Source organism: Stenotrophomonas rhizophila (assembly GCF_000661955.1).
In the GTDB taxonomy this organism is placed as follows: Bacteria; Pseudomonadota; Gammaproteobacteria; order Xanthomonadales; family Xanthomonadaceae; genus Stenotrophomonas; species Stenotrophomonas rhizophila.
This window is the reverse complement of the sequence record NZ_CP007597.1, coordinates 3,289,539-3,307,088: the sequence shown is the minus strand read 5'-3', so window position 1 is coordinate 3,307,088 and position 17,550 is coordinate 3,289,539. Positions and strand designations below refer to the sequence as shown.

15 protein-coding genes are annotated in these 17,550 nt (G+C 68.5%); 4 read left to right on the top strand and 11 right to left on the bottom strand.

Going from position 1 to position 17,550, the window contains the following annotated elements:
* Positions 1-88 precede the first annotated feature (88 nt).
* The gene (locus tag DX03_RS14295; RefSeq protein WP_038689782.1) at positions 89-760 is read left to right on the top strand and encodes a class I SAM-dependent methyltransferase; all 672 of its coding nucleotides are present in this window, start codon (positions 89-91) and stop codon (positions 758-760) included.
* A gap of 204 nt (positions 761-964) precedes the next feature.
* Complete coding sequence (locus DX03_RS14290; protein WP_038692427.1) at positions 965-2,203, top strand: MFS transporter; 1,239 nt, start codon at positions 965-967, stop codon at positions 2,201-2,203.
* A 237-nt stretch (positions 2,204-2,440) separates the two neighbouring features.
* On the opposite strand, the gene DX03_RS14285 is transcribed toward DX03_RS14290, so the two are convergent.
* The 11 genes from DX03_RS14285 to mqo all read right to left on the bottom strand — a co-directional run bounded on the left by DX03_RS14285 (position 2,441) and on the right by mqo (position 15,709).
* Positions 2,441-3,160, bottom strand: coding sequence for a GntR family transcriptional regulator (locus tag DX03_RS14285; protein ID WP_038689779.1), 720 nt, complete (start codon positions 3,158-3,160; stop codon positions 2,441-2,443).
* Between the two features lie 92 nt (positions 3,161-3,252).
* Positions 3,253-4,620, bottom strand: coding sequence for an SLC13 family permease (locus DX03_RS14280; RefSeq protein WP_038689777.1), 1,368 nt, complete (start codon positions 4,618-4,620; stop codon positions 3,253-3,255).
* A gap of 86 nt (positions 4,621-4,706) precedes the next feature.
* Positions 4,707-5,627 carry a malonate decarboxylase subunit epsilon gene (gene mdcH / locus DX03_RS14275; RefSeq protein WP_038689775.1) on the bottom strand — a complete coding sequence of 307 codons (921 nt, stop codon included), beginning with the start codon at positions 5,625-5,627 and terminating at the stop codon, positions 4,707-4,709.
* Positions 5,624-6,481, bottom strand: coding sequence for a triphosphoribosyl-dephospho-CoA synthase MdcB (gene mdcB / locus DX03_RS14270; RefSeq protein ID WP_038689774.1), 858 nt, complete (start codon positions 6,479-6,481; stop codon positions 5,624-5,626). The genes mdcH and mdcB overlap by 4 nt, the downstream gene beginning before the upstream one ends.
* The gene (gene mdcG, locus DX03_RS14265; protein ID WP_038689771.1) at positions 6,478-7,128 is read right to left on the bottom strand and encodes a malonate decarboxylase holo-[acyl-carrier-protein] synthase; all 651 of its coding nucleotides are present in this window, start codon (positions 7,126-7,128) and stop codon (positions 6,478-6,480) included. Before mdcG ends, mdcB begins: the two co-directional genes overlap by 4 nt.
* A complete protein-coding gene (gene mdcE, locus DX03_RS14260; protein WP_038692426.1) occupies positions 7,121-7,825 on the bottom strand; it encodes a biotin-independent malonate decarboxylase subunit gamma in 705 nt (234 codons plus the stop codon). The genes mdcG and mdcE overlap by 8 nt, the downstream gene beginning before the upstream one ends.
* A gap of 2 nt (positions 7,826-7,827) precedes the next feature.
* Complete coding sequence (locus DX03_RS14255) at positions 7,828-8,736, bottom strand: biotin-independent malonate decarboxylase subunit beta (protein WP_038689769.1); 909 nt, start codon at positions 8,734-8,736, stop codon at positions 7,828-7,830.
* Complete coding sequence (gene mdcC, locus DX03_RS14250; protein WP_038689767.1) at positions 8,733-9,053, bottom strand: malonate decarboxylase acyl carrier protein; 321 nt, start codon at positions 9,051-9,053, stop codon at positions 8,733-8,735. Before mdcC ends, DX03_RS14255 begins: the two co-directional genes overlap by 4 nt.
* An 11-nt stretch (positions 9,054-9,064) precedes the next feature.
* On the bottom strand, positions 9,065-10,708 hold the full coding sequence (mdcA, locus tag DX03_RS14245) for a malonate decarboxylase subunit alpha (RefSeq protein ID WP_038689765.1): 1,644 nt from the start codon (positions 10,706-10,708) through the stop codon (positions 9,065-9,067).
* 348 nt (positions 10,709-11,056) lie between these two features.
* Entirely contained in the window at positions 11,057-13,249 is a 2,193-nt protein-coding gene (locus DX03_RS14240) for a TonB-dependent siderophore receptor (protein WP_051598870.1), read from the bottom strand.
* A gap of 762 nt (positions 13,250-14,011) precedes the next feature.
* Entirely contained in the window at positions 14,012-15,709 is a 1,698-nt protein-coding gene (gene mqo / locus DX03_RS14235; protein WP_038689762.1) for a malate dehydrogenase (quinone), read from the bottom strand.
* 207 nt (positions 15,710-15,916) lie between these two features.
* On the opposite strand from mqo, the gene DX03_RS20755 reads away from it, so the two are divergent.
* Together DX03_RS20755 and DX03_RS14225 are read left to right on the top strand one after the other, a co-directional pair.
* Positions 15,917-17,035, top strand: coding sequence for a PAAR domain-containing protein (locus tag DX03_RS20755; protein ID WP_081797250.1), 1,119 nt, complete (start codon positions 15,917-15,919; stop codon positions 17,033-17,035).
* Positions 17,020-17,523: a hypothetical protein gene (locus tag DX03_RS14225; RefSeq protein WP_038689760.1), complete on the top strand. Its 504-nt coding sequence runs from the start codon at positions 17,020-17,022 to the stop codon at positions 17,521-17,523. Before DX03_RS20755 ends, DX03_RS14225 begins: the two co-directional genes overlap by 16 nt.
* Positions 17,524-17,550: the final 27 nt, after the last annotated feature.

Sequence of the window (17,550 nt, the reverse complement as noted above, 5' to 3'; positions counted from 1 at the left end):
GGTCTGCACCTGACCGCCCGCTTCGCTCCACTTTTCGGGTACGGCGTCCAACAGGGCCGCCGTGCTCCCCGTGTCCAACGGAGCGCACATGCCGGGCTATACCACCCGCATTCTCACCATCCCGGTCGGTGGTCACGACTTCCGTATCCGCGCGCTCAGTGATCTGCAACAGTTCGCCGATCCCACCGGTCGCGCCCAGCGCGCCGGCATCCATTCCTCGTTGTGGAGCCTGTTCGGCCAGATCTGGCCGGCCGGTCGCGTGCTGGCCGAAACGATGCACAGCTTCGACGTGGCCGGCAAACGCGTGCTGGAACTGGGCTGCGGGCTCGGTCTGGCCAGCCTGGTGCTGGCCCATCGCGGCGCCGACGTGGTGGCGAGCGACCACCACCCGCTGGCCGAATCGTTCCTGGCCTACAACGCCGGGCTCAATGACCTGCCCGCGCTGCACTACCGCGATCTGCCGTGGGAACTGCCAGATACGACACTCGGTCGCTTCGATCTGATCATCGGCAGCGACGTGCTGTACGAGCGCGGCCACGCGCTGCAGATCGCCCGCATGATGGAGCGCCACGCACGGCCCACCGCCGAACTGCTGCTCACCGATCCGGGGCGCGGCAACGTGGGGTCGTTCTCGCGTGCCATGGCCGCGCAGGGCTACACCGTGGACGAGGCCTACGGCTTGTTTGATGACGAAGGCGATGCGCCGGGGCGCGGGCGGCTGCTGCGCTACACGCGCGAGGCGGCCTCCCAGGCGGCGTGAGGCAATCCGGCGGCTTCTGCGCGGTCGCGATGTGGTGACTGCGTGAGCCTGCTGCGCGGTCGCATATCGTAGGCTCGGCGGCATTCCAGTGCAGGTGGGAGTCGTGATGCCGTTGAGTCTGTCCCGCTGTCGTGTCGACAGCGCACCCGCGCGTTGGCGGTGCCGGTGAGCGCGCCGTCGCCGGCCCCGGCGCGTACCCGTTCGATGATCGTGGCCGGGTTGTCGACCGTGGTGGAGTGGTACGACTTCACCTTGTACCTGTACCTGGCCACGGTTCTGTCGCGGGTGTTTTTTGGCGGCGGCGACAACGCCCTGCTGGCCACGCTGGCGGGGTTTGCGGTGTCCTACCTGATGCGTCCGCTGGGCGCGCTGTGCTTTGGCCACCTCGGCGATCGCTTCGGGCGGCGCTACATGCTGCTGGCCTCGATGCTGCTGATGACCCTGGCGATGCTGGCCACCGCGCTGCTGCCCACCTTCGACAGCATCGGCGCCAGCGCCGGGGTGCTGCTGTTGCTGCTGCGCTGCCTGATGGCGTTTTCGGTGGGCGGCGAGTACACCGGCGTGGTGGCCTACCTGCTGGAGACCGCGCCCGCCCGCCGGCGTGGCCTGGTCACTTCGTTGGCATCGGCGGCCAGCGAGGTCGGTGCGTTGCTGGCGGTGGCGCTGTCAGCCTTGACCGTGGCGGTGTTGAGCACCGCGCAGCTGGACGGGTGGGGCTGGCGCATTCCGTTCTTCGTCGGCGCGGCATTGGCCGGGGCGATCCTGCTGGCACGCTCGACCATGCACGAATCGCCCGAGTTCGAGCGGCAACAGGCGGCCGGCACCGTGCCCACCTCGCCGATCCGCGACACCTGGCGTTACCACCGGGGCGCGGTGGCCCGCACCTTCGCGATTTCCGCACTCGGCTCGATCACCTATTACGTGGGCATCACCTACGTGCCGGCGTTCCTGGGATCGGCCGGTGAGGTGGGGGAATCGGAGGCGCTGTGGCTGTCCACGGTGGCCGCGGTGGCGGTGATCGTGGTGACCCCGCTGGCCGGCGCATTGTCTGATCGAATCGGGCGGCGACCGGTATTGATCGCCCTGGCGCTGTTGTCGGCGTTGCTGCCGTTGAGCATGTTCAGCCTGATGGCCGGGGGCAATACCTGGTTGATTGGCGGCGCGGCGGTGGTGCTGGCCTGTCTGGCCGGTGGCGTGAGCGCGGTGGCTGCACCGGCCACCGCCGAACAGTTTCCCGGCGAGGGCCGCCTCAGCGGTTTGGCGCTGGGGGTCACCATGGCCACCGCGTTCTTCGGCGGCGCCACCCCGCTGCTGGCCGAGCTGCTGGTGCGCCACACCGGCTGGGCCGCCGTGCCCGGCGCGATGATCGCCGTGGTGGCGCTGCTGGTGTTGCCGGTGATGTGGACCCTGCGCGAAACCCGTCCGCCGCGCACACCCGAGTAGGTACCGACCGTTGGTCGGTACACCGCAATGCACCCCGGAACACCGCGCGCACCCCCGAACATCGCGCGCACTGGTAGTGCCGGCCGCTGGCCGGCTCTGCACCATGTTGGATCGCGAGGAGCCGGCCAGCGGCCGGCACTACCGGTGAGGTGGATTTGCGAGGAGCCGGCCAGCGGCCGGCACTACCGGGGAGGCGGGTCTGCGGGGAGCCGGCCAGCGGCCGGCACTACCGGGGGGTCAGGTCCCACCCTCGGTGGGCAGTGGGGCGGGTACGTTCAGCAGGCCGCCCGAGGCGACGTAGGCGGCCAGCGCCTGGCCCTGGCTGAGCAGGTGGCGTTCCATGGTGCGTTCGGCCGCCTCGGCATCGCGCTCACGGAAGCACGCCAGCAATTCACGGTGTTCGGCCAGCGATTGCGCGGTGCGACCCGGTGCCAGCAGCTGGCGGCCGCGGTGCATCTTCAGGATGCGGTGCAGGTCATGGGTGATGCGGATCAGCCACGGGTTGCCGGCGTAGTGCTGCACGGTCTCGTGGATGCGGTAGTTGTTGCGGTAGTACTCGGCAATGTTGCCCTCGGCGGCCGCGGCCTCCATGGCTGCATGCAGCTCTTCCAGCAGTTGCACGCCCGCATCGTCGATATGTTTGACGGCTTCGTGGGCGCAGCGGCCTTCCAGCATCGCCATCACCGGGAACAGCTGGTTCAGGTCTTCCAGGGTTAACCGGGTCACCCGGCACCCACGCCCGGCATCGATCTGCACCAGGCCTTCGGCGGCCAGCAGCTTCAACGCCTCGCGCAGGGGGGTGCGGCTGATGCCCAGTTCTTCGCACAGCGCCGGCTCGTCGATCCACTCGCCCGGGGGCAGGCGGTAGTCGTAGATGCGCTCGCGCACGTGCTCGGCCACCTCTTCGTACAGCGGGGCGCGTTTCTTGGTCGAGCGTGGTGCGGGAGCAATGGCCATGCGGAATTGTAATCCCTCCGTTCGTTGACCGGCCCTGACAGCATGCTTCCGGGCGGAAAGCCCCCTGAGTCAGGGGGCGACAGCACGTGCCCTTACATCCAGCCCGGCACCACGAACACCAGCCAGGCCAGCAGCGGGCCAAAGGCGACCACCAGGCCGCTGTAGATGAGGAACTGGCGGAACAGCGATTCACGCTCTTCCTTGGCGGCCGAGGCCACCACCAGCGCACCGTTGGTCGAGAACGGGCTGACATCCACGATGGTCGAGGAGACCGCCAGCGCGCAGATCACGCCCGCCGCCCCCAGGTGCCCCTGCATCAGGAACGGCACCGCCAGCGGGATGGTGGCGCCCAGCACGGCCGCCGACGAGGCGAACGCCGAGACGATGCCGCCCACGTAGCAGACCAGCAGCGCGCCCAGCAGCGGAATGCCGATCTGCGATACGCCGTTGCCGATGAAGTCGACCGCGCCGGCTTCCTGCAGCACGCCGATGTAAGTGACCACGCCGCAGATCAGCAGCACCGTGGACCAGCTGATGCCGTCCACCGCGCCCTTCTGGCTTTTCGGCGACAGCAGTGCCAGCGCCACCGCAACGGTGATCGACACCAGGCCAACGTTGAGGTTGTAGATCAGCGCGGCCACGCCCAGCCCGAGCAGGCCGATCAGGGTGAACACACGCTCGCGGGTGATGCCCACCGCCTCCAGTGCATCGGGGTCGTTGGACAGCGTGCCGCCACCGGCCGACACCAGCGCACCGTGGCCTTCAATCGCGAACTGCCGCGACGACGCCTGCGGCCCCCCGGCCATCGCCAGCTCGGCCGTACCCACGCCACCGCCTACCGACACCGCACCGCGCCGCAGCAGCGCCACGCCGCCGAAAGCGAAGAAGCAGATCGTGGCCATCATGAAGTTGAAGCCCAGGCTGGTCAGGAACACCGCCATCTCGGTCACTTCCAGCCCGGCCTTCTGCACCACGCCGTTGGTGATGCTGCCGTACACGCTGATCGGCGAGAAACCGCCGGCCTGCGCGCCATGAATGACCAGCAGGCCCATCAGCAGCGGGTTGATCTTGTACTGCTTGGCAAACCGCAGCGCCACCGGACCGATGATCGCCACCGCGGCCGGTCCCAGCGCACCGAATGCGGTGAGCACGGCGGTCACCACGAACATCACCCACGGAATGGCCACGATGCGCCCACGCACCGCACGGACCGCCCAATGCACGAGCAGGTCGATGGTGCCGTTCTTCTGGGCGATGGAGAACAGGTAGGTGATGCCGACCAGGGTCAGGAACAGGTCCCCGGGGAATCCGCCCAGCACCTCTTTGCCTTCCATGCCGACGAACACACCGCCGATGATGAAGGCCAATGCAAACGCGACCGCACCCATGTTGATCGGCAGGGCGGTGGCGACGATGAACATGATCACCAGGCCGATGATCGTTGCGACTTGTGGACTCATGCGCCCTCCCAGACACTTGACTCGCATACAGCAAGGATGGAAACCCGCCATCCCGGGTTACGGCGTGCTACAGGCAACTCCCACCTTCATTGCTGCCGGCCCAGCGCGGCATGTACCCACGCCGCCGCGCCCTCCAGCTGCTGGAACTCTTCCACCGCGCGCACTTCACAGCACGGGTACGCGCTGGCCACCATGCGCGCCAGCGCCGTACCGGGACCCAGCTGCAGGAACACCCGCGCGCCGCGCTCGAATGCCTGGCGCATCAGCTGCGCCCACTCGATGGTCTGCGCCAGTTGCGCGGCCAGACTGTGTTCCAACGCGGCACGCGTGCGCACCGGACGTGCATCGATGCCCGCCAGTACCTGCAGCTGCGGCGCCTGCAAGGGCGCCTGCGCGAGTACCTGGGCGAAGCCGTCCGCGGCGCTGGCCAGCAGCGGGGTATGGGCCGGCACATGCACCGGCAGCACGCGCACCTCGGCACCCTGCTGCACGGCGGCAGCGGCCAGCGCATGCAGCGCGAGCAGACGCCCGCCCAGGATGAAATGATCAGCGCCGTTGGCAATGGCGATGTACGCGCCGTGTGTCTCGCACAGCGCCTGGACAGCGGCACGCGGCAGGCCAAGCACCGCCTGCATGCCCGCGTCGGGCGGGCTGGCGGCATCCATCAGCTGCGCGCGTTGGGACGCCAGCGTCAGGCAGGTGGCCGCGCTGAAGCTGCCGGCAATGGACTGCGCCGCCAGTTCACCGATGCTGTAGCCGGCCACCAGCGCAGGCGGCGGCAACCGCTCGCGCAGGCCCTGCCAGTGCGCCAGGCTGGCCGCGCAGAGCAGCGGCTGGGCCACCGTGTTGTCGAACCGATCGTCTGCCGCCGCCGCTGCGGTGACATCGCGGCCCAGCAGCGCGGAGGCGGTGTCGAGCACCTCGCGTGCGACGGGCAGGTCGCGCACCCGGTCGAACATCGCCGGATGCTGCGCACCTTGGCCGGGGCAGAGCAGGGCCAGGCTCATACGCGCTCCTGCTGCAGCAGGAACCAGCTGCAGGCCAGCAGATCGGCGCTGCCACCGGGGCTGAGCCGGCGCGCCACGAAGGCATCGCCAAGCTGCTGCAGGCGGGTACGCCAGTGCGGTGCAAAGGCGCCGCCGTCGGCGATGAAGCTCGCCGCCTGCGCACGTGCCCACGCCAGTCCCTGCGCACCGCCGCGATGCAGCAGGTTGAGGTCATCGGTGTGGGCCAGCAGGTGCATCAAGGTGTGGCACAGCGCGGCCTCACGCGGCAGCCCGGCCGCCAGCGCGTTCCGCAGCACGGGCACGCCGATGTCACGCAGCAGCGGATAGCCGGCGATGGCCTGCTCACGCACCCCGGCGATGCCGTGCTGTGCACGTGCGCGTTGGCCGGGGCTGTTTGGATCCAGCGGGGCCACGGCCAGCGCCGGCGCCCAGCGCTGCACCGCCACGCACACGGCGTCGGCGGTAATCACGCCGCGGCGCTCGCGCCGGCAGGCGGCCGCCGCGGCCACCAGCAGGCCCAGGCTGAAGATCGCGCCGCGATGGGTATTGATGCCGCCGGTGGCGCGCAGCATCGCCGCTTCGGCGGCGATGCCATGGCCGCGCAACACGGAGAAGGGAGCGCTGTCAGCGCCGGCCTGGGCCACGTGGCGGAAATAGTGGCGCAGCGCGAACAGGCTGCGCAGGAAGCTGCCGGCGTCCATGTCGGTGTGGCTGCCGCAGTCGAACGGCGTCACCAGCCCCGGCTTGGGCGCGCAGGCCAGTTCGGCGTGCAGGCTGACGATGGCCAGCCGCCCCAGGCGCGCGCAGTCGACCTGTGCAGCCGCCGGGGGATGCGCCTGTACCACGGCGTTCATGCGGCAACACCGGCGGGCACGAACAAGGTGTCGCGCGGGGCCAGCATGGCGCCGTCGATGCGCTTGACCAGCACCTCCCGCGCGCTGCCGGCGTACTCGCGCCAGTTCACCGCCGCGCCGCCGGGCAGGCACAGCTCGCCATCCACACGCCGACCCTCGCGCACTTCCCACGCCTGCAGCCGTTGCACAAGGCGGTCGGCCACTTCCGGCGCGTGCACCTGCCACAGCAGATCAATGTCCGACTGGGCGTGCACATAGGGCAGCCCGGTGAGGGCCTGCCAGGCAAACGCGCCAAACACCCGTGCCGGTGCGATCGCGTCCAGTCCCTGCAGCGCCGTGTACCACTCGGCGCTGATCAGGCGGTCGGGCCGGGCGATCAGCGCGTGCAACGCCAGCGGTGGTTGCTGCCGCGCGATGTCCTGCAGCGGCACGCGCAACGCCAGCCGCTGCTTGCCTTCGTTCGGCGGCAGCGGCACGCCCAGGCGCACGCGCGGATCGGGATCGTCGGCGGCGCGGCGCGCCACCACCGCCGGCCAGCCCTGGGCGAACCAAGTGGCCAGGCGCGGGTCCTGGGCGGGCACGTCGGCGCGCCAGTGGGCCTGCGCGGACATCCACACCAGCGTGTGGCGGGCAGGCTGCTCAGGCATCGCCGGCCACCACCGCCGCAGCGACCGACGCGGCCAGGGTACGACCGCCGCGTTGCGCGCCGAGGACCGCGCGGCGATCGCCGTCGGCGGGTGTGCGCAGCGCTTCCAGCAGGGCCTGGGCCAGGTCGTGCTCCCACACCGTGTGCACCGCGCCCATGGCCACGTAGTTCTCCACGCCGGGCGCGAACACCGGTGAGCTCTGGCTCAGCGCCTGCAGCTTTTCCAGGGGTTGTTTGGTGACGCGCGCCATGGCGCGCAGGTCCATCACCCGCACCTGTGCGTCGGGCAGGGCGTGGATGTGGTCGGCCATCAGGCCGAAGGACAGGAACCCACCGCTCACCGATTCGCCGTACACCAGGGTGACCAGCGTCGCGCCGCGGCGGCGGGCCAGGTCCAGCGTCTGCGCCAGGTGGGCGAAGTAGCCGTTGATGCCCAGCAGTTCATCGCGTCGGGCCAGGCGCTGGCCGGCGGTGTCGACCAGCATCACGATCGGCCGCCGAGGATCGGCGGCGGTACTGGCGAGCACGGCGGCGGCCAGGGTGAGCGCATGGTCCACGCCGACCTCAAGCTTGTCGGTGGTGCCGATCACGGTCACCTCGCCTTCGTCGGTGCTGGCGCTGCCGGTCAGCACCGCATCGTTCACCGCGACGGCGTGCCCGCGCGGGAACAGCGCATCCAGCAGCGTGTTCAAGGGCATGCTCATGGCAGTCTCCGGGCGGCGGTGGCGGCAAGGAAGGCGTCGGTTTCCAGCAGCGGCAGCTGCTGCGGATCGGCAATGCCCTGCAACGCCCAGATGTCCAGCCCATCCCGGCAGCCGCCCCAGGCCTGCACCCGTGCCTGCAATGCGGCATGGCGGGCCTGCAAGGCGGCCAGTGCCGCATCGGTGTCGGTGCTGTCGGTATCGGGCACCAGTGCATCGAAGGCGGCCTGCGCGAACGCGCTGATCGCATCGGTCACCAGTACCTGGGCCTGGTCGATCAGGTAGCGGTGCTTGCCGCCGGTGACGCGCCACACCAGGGCGCGGTCGCGGGCGTCGAACTCTTCCACGCCGCGCACTGTTTCGATCACCTCCGGCCCAGACAGCGACAAACGCCCCTCTTCGGACATGATGACCGTGGTGCAGCAGCGCGCCACGATGCCCATGCCGCCGAACGCGCCGTTGCCGCTGCCGATCAGAGCAACCACCGGCACCCCGGCGGCACGCGCGGCCAGGGTGGCGCGCATGATCTCGGAAATGGCGATCAGCCCGGCATTGGCTTCATGCAGTCGCACGCCGCCGGTATCCAGCAGCAGCAGCACGCCGTCGGGGCGCTGTTCGGCGGCACGGCGCAGCAGGCCGGTGAGCTTGGCGCCGTGCACCTCGCCCACGCCGCCGCCCATGAAGTGGCCTTGCTGTGCGGCCACCAGCACGCGCTTGCCGCGCAGCAGGCCGTCGCCCACCACGATGCCGTCGTCGAACGCGGCGGGCTGGTCCAGCTGCGCCAGGTGCGGGCTCATCGCGCGCCGGACCGGGCCCAGCAGTTCCTTGAACGAGCCTGCATCGAGCAGGCCGGCGATACGCTCGCGCGCATCGGCTTCGTAATAGCTGTGGCGGTGGGCGATGCTCATGGCTGGGCTCCACTGCGCAGGGTCTGCACCGCCTGGTCCAGGCGCAGGCTGACCACGGCCGGGGTGGCGCCGGCATCGTTGATCGATACCTGTACGTCACGCAGCGGATGGCGTTGCGCGAAGTCGCCGATCACCGCGGCCCAGATGGTGCCGAAGCCCTTGGCAGCGGTGACGATGTGGACCGCCATGGCGCCGTCCAGCGCGGCCGGTTCCAGCAGCACTTCGAGGTTGCCCGACGCGAGCACGCCGACCAGTACCGCCTCGGTGGGAAAGCGCACGGCGGTGGTGCCGTCGAATCGATATGTGAGGGTTTCCATGGGCCTGTCCCTTACCAGTTGCGGAAGCGCTTGGGCGGGTCGTACAGACCGCCGGACCAGCGCACCAGGTCTTTCACCGAGCGCGCGGCCAGCAGGTCGCGGCTGGCATCGCGTACGTTGATGCCCAGGTCGTCGGGGCGTTGGATCACGCCGCGGTCGCGCAGGTTCTCGACCATGGCGCGGTCGCGGCCCAGGCCCACCGCGGTGTAACCGGCCACGCCACGGATGGCCTGTTCGCGCTCTTCGGGGGTGCGGCACAAGAGCAGATTGGCGATGCCTTCTTCGGTGAGCACGTGGCTCACGTCGTCGCCGTAGATCATCACCGGCGGCAGGGGCATCGCGGCGCGTTCGGCCAGCTCCCACGCATCCAGGCGATCGACGAACGCCGGTGCCATGTGCTCGCGGAAGGTTTCCACCATCTGCACCACCAGCTTGCGCCCGCGCGGCATGTCGCCGGGGCGTGCGGCCTGCTGGCCGGCCTTGAGCCAGGCATCGCTGGCATGGCGGCGACCGCGCGCATCCGAGCCCATGTTGGGCGCGCCACCGAAGCCGGCGATACGGTCGCGGGTGGCGGTGGAGCTGTTGCCCTGCAGGTCGATCTGCAACGTGGAGCCGATGAACATGTCGCAGGCATACAGGCCGGCGGTCTGCGAGAACGCGCGGTTGGAGCGCATCGACCCATCGGCACCGGTGAAGAACACATCGCCGCGCGCGGCGATGTACTTCTCCATGCCCAGTTCCGAGCCGAACGAATGCACCGATTTGACGAAGCCCGACTCGATGGCCGGGATCAGCGCCGGGTGCGGATTGAGCGCCCAGTGCTGGCAGATCCTGCCCTTCAGCCCCAGCGATTCGGCATAGGTGGGCAGCAGCAGTTCGATCGCCGCCGTGTCGAAGCCGATGCCATGGTTGAGGCGGTTGACCCCGTACTCGGCGTAGATGCCCTTGATGGCCATCATCGCCATCAGCACCTGGATCTCGGAGATCTGTGCCGGGTCGCGGGTGAACAGCGGTTCGATGTGGTTCGGGCGCGGCGCCTGCACCACGAAGTTGACCCAGTCGGCGGGGATGTCGACGCGGGGCAGGGTATCGACGATCTCGTTGACCTGCGCGATGACGATGCCGCCCCCGAAGGCGGTCGCTTCGACGATCACCGGGGTGTCTTCGGTATTCGGGCCGGTGTAGAGATTGCCGTGCCGGTCCGCCGCCTGCGCGGCCACCAGCGCCACCCGCGGGGTGAGGTCGATGAAGTAGCGGCCGAACAGTTCCAGGTAAGTGTGGATGGCGCCGATCTGGATGCGCCCTTCGGCGACCAAGTTGGCCAACCGCACCGACTGCGGCCCGGAGAAGGAGAAGTCGAGCTTGGAAGCGATGCCGCGCTCGAACACGTCCAGGTGCGCGGGCAGCGACAGCACCGACTGCACCATGTGCAGGTCGTGCACCCGCGCCGGGTCGAGGTCGGCCAGGGCCTGGGCGAGGAAGTCGGCCTGCTTCTGGTTGTTGCCCTCCAGGCAGACCTTGTCGCCCGGTTCGAGCAGGGCATGCAGCAGCTCGGCGACATCGCCGGCCGCCACCTCACGGCCCCTGGCCCATGGCGCGGCGCGTTCCAGCCGCGCCTGGCGGCCGCGCTCCAGTGTGTCCCAGCTCGGGTTCATCGACGGACTTCCGATTGGCGTTGAGATAATTACGCCATAATTATGAAGCCGTGCGCAACCCGCAGTGCAGCAAAAAAAGGCCCGCCGAGCGGCGGGCCTGTTCAGGTTGATGGCGTGGGACGCCGTAGCGCCGGGCTCTGCCCGGCCGGTGTCCGGCAGCCGGGCAGAGCCCGGCTCTACGCGCGTGGTCGGGCAGCCGGGCAGAGCCCGGCTCTACGTGTGTGGTCAGGCAGCCGGGCAGAGCCCGGCTCTACGTGTGTGGTCAGGCAGCCGGGCAGAGCCCGGCTCTACGTGTGTGGTCCGGGTAGTGCCGGCCGCTGGCCGGCAACCCCATGACCCCCGGCAGCCTCAGAACGTCCAGCGCAGGCTGGCCGCCACGAAGCGCGGTTCGCCGTAGTTGTTGTAGTCCAGGTTGGCCCAGTAGGTCTTGTCCAGCGCGTTGCGCACGCTCAGGGTGGCCGTCCAGTTGTCGGTGAGGCGGTAGTTGGCGTTGAACTGCACCAGCGCATACGCCGGCTGGTTCACCGTGACCGTGCCGCCCAGCGGGTAGGGGATGTTGTAGCCCTGCACCTTGCTCTGCCACTGCACGCCACCGCCCACGCTCAGGCGCGACAGCGCGCCGCGCAGCTGCACCTGCGTGTTGAGCTGCAGCAGGTCTTCGGCCGGGTTGGCGTACAGCTGGTCGGTGGCCGCGCGGGTCACCTTGACGTGGGTGAAGCCGGCATTGACCGTCCAGCCCGGCAGGATCTCGCCGTTGATGTCCACTTCCCAGCCGCGCGCCTTGGTGCCGTTGACGCCGATGTAGGCCGAGCTGCCGTCGCTGAGCGAGCCGTCCGGCACGCTCATGTCGCGCATCGCGTAGTTGTCCTGCTTGGCCTCGAACACCGCCGCGTTGGCGGTCAGGCGGCCGTCGAACCACTGGCTCTTGATGCCCGCTTCCAGGTTGGAGCCCTGCACCGGCGCCAGCAGGTTCTCGTTCTTGTCCTTGAAGTTCTGTGGATTGAAGATTTCGGTGTAGCTGCCGTAGACCGAGAACTGCGGGGTGATGTCATACACCAGGCCCACGTACGGCGTCACTTCGTCCTTCACCTTGTAGGCGCCGCTGGTGGCGGTATACGCACCGGCCACGTTGTAGGCGCGGGTCAGCGTCTCCCAGCGGCTCAGGCGCGCGCCGGCAATCAGCGACAGCGGATCGGCCAGGCGCAGGCGGGTGGCCAGGTACACGCCGCTCTGCCGGGTGCGCGCCACGCGGCGGGCACCGGTACGGGTGTAGGTCACTTCGGAAATGTCGCCGTCCCACGACCGGATGTTGGGGATGTAGTAGCAGCGCTCGGTGCCGCAGCGCGCCCAGTCGGTGGGGTAGTTCAGGGCGAGGGTGTTGGTGGTGCTTTCCAGGTCGGACCACTGCCCGCCCAAGGTCACGTCATGCTCGCGGCCGAACAGATTGAAGGTGCCGCTCAGGTAGGCATCCACGTTGCGCCGGGTGTCTTCCGAATCGCCGGCGGCCGTGCGCAGGTAGATGCCCGCGCCGGTGGTCGGGTCCGGGTAGCCGGTGCCATACAGGCGCACGTTCTGCACGTTGCCACGGGTGTAGGCGGTGTTGACCTTGAGCAGCCAGTTCTCGCCGAAATGCTGTTCCAGGTTGGCGAACACGGTACTGGTTTCGCGCTGCCAGTAGCTCCACTTGGGGGCCACGTTGGTCGAGCGCGGCAGGTGCGCGAAGTTGCCCTGGCTGTCGAAGAACGGCACGGTGCCCCAGGTCGAGCCGACCGGGTTGTTGTCCTGGGTCTGGTAGCCCACGGTCACGGTGGTGCTGTCGGTGAGATCACCTTCGAGCACGGCCATGCCGGCCATCTTGTTTTCCTTGTAGCGGTCGTAATAGAAATCACGATCGGTGTAGGCGGCCACCACGCGGCTGCGGAAGCGGCCGTCGGCGGTCAGCGGCGCGGTCACGTCCGCTTCCATGCGGCGATAGTCCCAGCTGCCGGCGCTGACCGAGAAGGACGCGTCGAACTCCTTGCCCGGGCGCTTGCGCAGCAGGTTGACCGTGGCCGAGGGCACGCCGGCACCGCTGAGCAGGCCGTTGGCGCCGCGGATCACTTCCACGCTGTCGTAGAAAGCGGTGTCGTATTCCTGGTTGGTCGAGCCGCTGTAGGTGGGAATGCCATCCACCTGGAAGTCGGTGATGGCAAAGCCGCGCGCGTAGTACAGCGGGCGCTGGGTGTCATAGAAGGACACGCTGACGCCGGTGACGTTGCGCATCACGTCGTTGAGGCTGAACAGCGATTCGTCCTGCAGCCGCTGCAGGCCGATCACGCTGGACGACTGCGGGGTTTCCTGCAGGCTGATGGGCAGGCGCGTGGTGCTGGACGGCGCAGCGCGCTCGCCCAGCACGCTGACCTTGTCCAGGGTTTTGGCATCGCTGGCGTCGGCGGCGGTGTCGGCCTGGGCCAGGGGCGAGGCCAGCGACAGCACGGAGAGCAGGGCCAGGCACAGCGGGGCGCGGCGGAGGGGGCGGGGCGAAAGATCGCGGAGGGACATGCGCAGGTCTCGAATCGGTCTCGGGAGGGAAACAGCAGGCGGCAGGCACAGCGCGCCGGGCGCTCGGAGCGCCAGGCGGTAGATCCTTCTGGGGTGGGAGCCAGCGGGTGGCGCCATTGCGGCCGTGGGGCGTGCAGCAGGCCTGGCGGCAGTCCATTGAGGCCGTCCCGGCCCGCGCCGGCAGCGCAGGGGTGCGTAAATGTAAAGCGTTCTCATTCGCTTTACAAATACTGAATGCGGCCGGAGGCCCTCTGAGGGGAGCGCCGTGTTGCAAGAGCCGTCGCGGAGTGAGCACGACGCTACGCGGGTGGCCGGGTGTGCCAGGTGACGTTTGGATCGGCGTCTCCGATCGGGGCGGTCGCGAGCGTGAGGGCCCCGTAGTGGCCGGTAGGCCCCTGGTGCAAATGTCCCCCGGCCGCGGTCGCGGCCTCCTCCTTTATTTTGCCCAGGCGCCTACCGGCCACTACGGGGCTCGGCTTGCGGTGCGCAGGTGGACGCCACGCTTTTGGGAGGTGGTCGGCGGGTCGGGCGCTGGGCCCCGATGCGCTTGGAGGCGAAATAAAGGGGGAGGGGGCGGCCGCAGGCCGACGCCGGAGGACATTCGCCGGAAAGGGTATCGGGGCCCAGCGCCCGATCCGCCAACAACCCCGCCCGCAAAAATTCAAAGCACGCTTCTACTTACCCCGCTTAATCAGGGGCGAAGAACGCAAAAAAAATCCGGCCCACGATGGGGCCGGATCTGATTCACGCACGCGGCAGGCGTTACAGCGCCTGCAGTTCCTCGTTGGCGTTGCGACTCTTCTGCTTCTGCGCCGGCGCGTTGGCCGGCGGCGGGGTCAGCATCACCGCCGGCGAGGTCTCCACCGGCACGTCCAGGTAGGGCAGTTTCAGCGTGTCGCTGGTCTGGCGGCGGATCTCGTTGGTCAGCGCCGCGCTCTCGTTGAGCTTGCGCCCATAGGACGGCACGATCTGCTGCAGGCGCGCTTCCCAGCCGGCAGCCATCTGCTGCGGGAACGCCTTCTTCAGCAGGTCCAGCATGATCGGCGGCGAGGTCGAGGCACCCGGCGAGGCACCCAGCAGCGCGGCCAGCGTGTGGTCCTTGTCGGTCACGATCTCGGTGCCGAACTGCAGCACCGGACCCTTCTCCGGATCGCGCTTGATGATCTGCACGCGCTGGCCGGCGGTGACCAGCTTCCAGTCCTCGCGCTTGGCGTTGGGGAAGTACTTCACCAGTTCGGCCTGGCGGTCGGCATCGTTCAAGCGCGCCTGGCCCATCAGGTACTTCACCAGGTCCAGGTTCTCCGCGCCCACGTCCAGCATACCGGCCACGTTGTTGTGGTTCACCGACGAATACAGGTCGAACCACGAACCGTGCTTGAGGAACTTGGTGCTGTACAGCGCGAACGGCCCAAACAGCACCACCGGCTTGCCGTCCAGCTTGCGCGCATCCAGGTGCGGCACCGACATCGGCGGCGACCCGGTTTCGGCCATGCCGTAGGCCTTTACCGAATGGCGTCCGGCAACGGCCGGGTTCTGGAAGGCCAGGAACTGGCCGCCCACCGGGAAGCCGGCGTAATCCTTCGATTCGGGAATGCCCGACAGCTGCAGCAGCTTCAGCGCCGCACCACCGGCACCGATGAACACGAAGCGCGACTTGATCGTGGACTCGGTGCCGGACGTCAGGTCCTTCACGGTCACGTTCCAGGTCTTGTCATCGTTCTGGCGCAGCGCGCCCACTTCGTGCTGCAGGTGCAGCTGGAAGTTCGGGCTGCGCTGCAGGCCGGCGGTGAGCTGGCGGGTGATCACGCCGAAGTTGACGTCGGTGCCCAGCGGCATCCACGTCGCGGCCACCTTCTGCTTCGGGTCGCGGCCTTCCATCAGCAGCGGCGCCCACTGCTTGATCTGCGCGGCGTCTTCGGAGTACTGCATGCCGTAGAACAGCGGGTTCTTCACCAGCGCCTGCTGGCGCTTGTGCAGGTAGGCGATGTTGTCATCGCCCCAGACGAAGCTCATGTGCGGGGTAGGGTTGATGAAGTCCGACGGCTGGCTGAGCCGGCCCGCCTTCACCTGGTGCGACCAGAACTGGCGCGAGATCTCGAACTGCTCGGCGATGCCCACCGCGCGCTTGGTCTCGATGCTGCCATCGGGCAGTTCCGGGGTGTAGTTCAGCTCGGCGAAGGCCGAATGGCCGGTGCCGGCGTTGTTCCAGCCGTCCGAGCTTTCCAGCGCCACGCCGTCCAGGCGCTCATACACCTGGATGTTCCAGTCCGGCTGCAGCTCCTGCAGGAACGTGGCCAGGGTGATGCTCATGATGCCGCCACCGACCAGCACGACGTCTACCGGCTTGTCGTTGCCGGCGGCCGGGACCGAGCGCTGATGCAGCGGCCAGTACAGGAACACGGCCGCCACCAATAGCAGCAGCACGAACAGGCCGAGGACGACCTTCGCGAGTTTTTTCATGGGAATCTCAAAGGGGGGAGATATGGAAAGGATGCCGCCGTTGGCGCGCAAGCCTGTGAAGACGGGCTCAAAGCGGCTTCCTGGCGCGGATTTTAGCCCTTTCTGGTACGGATTTGGTGCAACGCAGCATCCGACGGGGTGCCGGTGGAAGGGAGTCTCCGGTTAAACTGACAAGGCTGAATACGTCGAAATAAAGATAGGTACGCAATGGCAAGGATGCTGGTCGTGGTCGGAGACCACCTCCATCTGGGCGGTACGGTAGTCGCCGGTTCCCCGTTCACGGATATCGACGGGCGCGCCGTCGCCCGGGTCAACGACCCGGTGGTCTGCAAGGTGCATGGCCCCGGGGTGATCGCCAGCGGCGACGCCACTCTCATCATTGACGGCAACCCGGTGGCCCGCCACGGCGACAAGGCCAGCTGCGGCTGTACGCTGCTGGCAGGCCAGCAGGCGATGGTCAGCGTGGATGCCGGTGGCAGCGGGGGGGCCAAGGGCAGCAGTGGCGGCGCAGGCAAGGCGGCGGTGATCGCTGCGGCGGTGTCGCTGGCCGGGGCGGTGCTGAAACAGACCGCCACCGCGTCGCCGCCGTCGCAGACCCCGCCGCCGCCGCAATGCTGGCTGCGCGACCATGAAGCGCAGATCGCAGTGGATGCCGATGGCCGCTACTTCGAAACCCTCGATCCGCAGGGCACCAAGTACGAAGGCCCGTTCCCGGTGTCCTACCACATTGCCGTGCCGGCCAAGTCCGGTGGCGATGTGGTGGTGTCGATCAAGGCACGCGTCACCGCGTTGGCCGGGGTCACGCCGGGCGATGTCACCACCGCCAAACTGCGCATGATGGAAGGTGTGGCCAGCCACTGGAACGGCAAGTTCACCCTGGCGGTGAACGACCCGCAGTGCGGCACGCGGTCCTTCCCGATCCGCTACGAGATCCACTGGGTCGATGCAGGGCAGGATTACACGCTGCTGCTGCACAAGGACTACGATCGCGAGATGGTCGATCCGCCCACGGTCTACGTTGCCACCACCACGGATGGGTGGACCTACGCGCACGAGTTCGCCCACTGCCTGGGCCTGCCCGACGAGTATTCGGAGAACGAGGACGACGCCCCGGACACCGTGCGCTACATACGACCGGATGGCAGTGTCGATCCGGCCACGGTGGAGGCGCTGGCGTTCCGCGACAGCACCGATGCGCTGGCCACCATCATGTCCACTTACCATGCCACCCGTACCCACCCCAGGCACGCCTGGAACATCGGTCGCGAGGTGCAGGAACTGCTCCGCCGCGACCTTGGCCGGGAGATAACATGCACCGTTTCCTGATTCCGCTGATTGCCCTGTTTGCCGCCTCACCCACGTTTGCCCAGACCCCGGAACCTGCCCCCATGATCGAACTCCACGCCCGCTGCATCGATGATGCCCAGTGCCGTTTCCTTGGCGATGACGTGCGTGTCGAGCTGGAGCTGCGCAACAGCGGCCGCAACAACGTGTCGCTGCCCGTGGCCTTCCTGCGCAAGCGCGGCCCGGCCGTGCGCCTGGTGGACCGCCATTCGGGCAAGGAAAAGCAGTTGCGGCGCAATCCTGTCGACGGCCTGATGCTCAAGGACCTGGAGACGCTGGCGCCGGGCCAGTCGGTGCGCTTCACCTGGCCGATCACCCCGAAGGAAATCACCGACTTCGCACTGCGCCCGATCGATCTGGACGCGGTGTTCGGTTTGAACATCACGCCCGAGCGGAAGGGCGCAGACGCCACCATCATCCGCGCCAAACTGCACATCGTGGACGGCCGGGTGGGCGAGGGCGCGCGCTGAGGCGCCACTCCCTGTAAACATGCGGCG

Coding starts and splice junctions, on each gene's coding strand:
- DX03_RS14285 (WP_038689779.1), bottom strand. CDS start 3,160: ATGGCCATTGCTCCCGCACCACGCTCGACCAAGAAACGCGCCCCGCTG.
- mdcB (WP_038689774.1), bottom strand. CDS start 6,481: ATGAACGCCGTGGTACAGGCGCATCCCCCGGCGGCTGCACAGGTCGAC.
- DX03_RS14255 (WP_038689769.1), bottom strand. CDS start 8,736: ATGAGCATCGCCCACCGCCACAGCTATTACGAAGCCGATGCGCGCGAG.
- mdcA (WP_038689765.1), bottom strand. CDS start 10,708: ATGAACCCGAGCTGGGACACACTGGAGCGCGGCCGCCAGGCGCGGCTG.
- DX03_RS14225 (WP_038689760.1), top strand. CDS start 17,020: ATGCACCGTTTCCTGATTCCGCTGATTGCCCTGTTTGCCGCCTCACCC.
- DX03_RS20755 (WP_081797250.1), top strand. CDS start 15,917: ATGGCAAGGATGCTGGTCGTGGTCGGAGACCACCTCCATCTGGGCGGT.
- mdcE (WP_038692426.1), bottom strand. CDS start 7,825: ATGCCCTTGAACACGCTGCTGGATGCGCTGTTCCCGCGCGGGCACGCC.
- mdcC (WP_038689767.1), bottom strand. CDS start 9,053: ATGGAAACCCTCACATATCGATTCGACGGCACCACCGCCGTGCGCTTT.
- mdcH (WP_038689775.1), bottom strand. CDS start 5,627: ATGAGCCTGGCCCTGCTCTGCCCCGGCCAAGGTGCGCAGCATCCGGCG.
- DX03_RS14290 (WP_038692427.1), top strand. CDS start 965: ATGATCGTGGCCGGGTTGTCGACCGTGGTGGAGTGGTACGACTTCACC.
- DX03_RS14295 (WP_038689782.1), top strand. CDS start 89: ATGCCGGGCTATACCACCCGCATTCTCACCATCCCGGTCGGTGGTCAC.
- mdcG (WP_038689771.1), bottom strand. CDS start 7,128: ATGCCTGAGCAGCCTGCCCGCCACACGCTGGTGTGGATGTCCGCGCAG.
- DX03_RS14280 (WP_038689777.1), bottom strand. CDS start 4,620: ATGAGTCCACAAGTCGCAACGATCATCGGCCTGGTGATCATGTTCATC.
- mqo (WP_038689762.1), bottom strand. CDS start 15,709: ATGAAAAAACTCGCGAAGGTCGTCCTCGGCCTGTTCGTGCTGCTGCTA.
- DX03_RS14240 (WP_051598870.1), bottom strand. CDS start 13,249: ATGTCCCTCCGCGATCTTTCGCCCCGCCCCCTCCGCCGCGCCCCGCTG.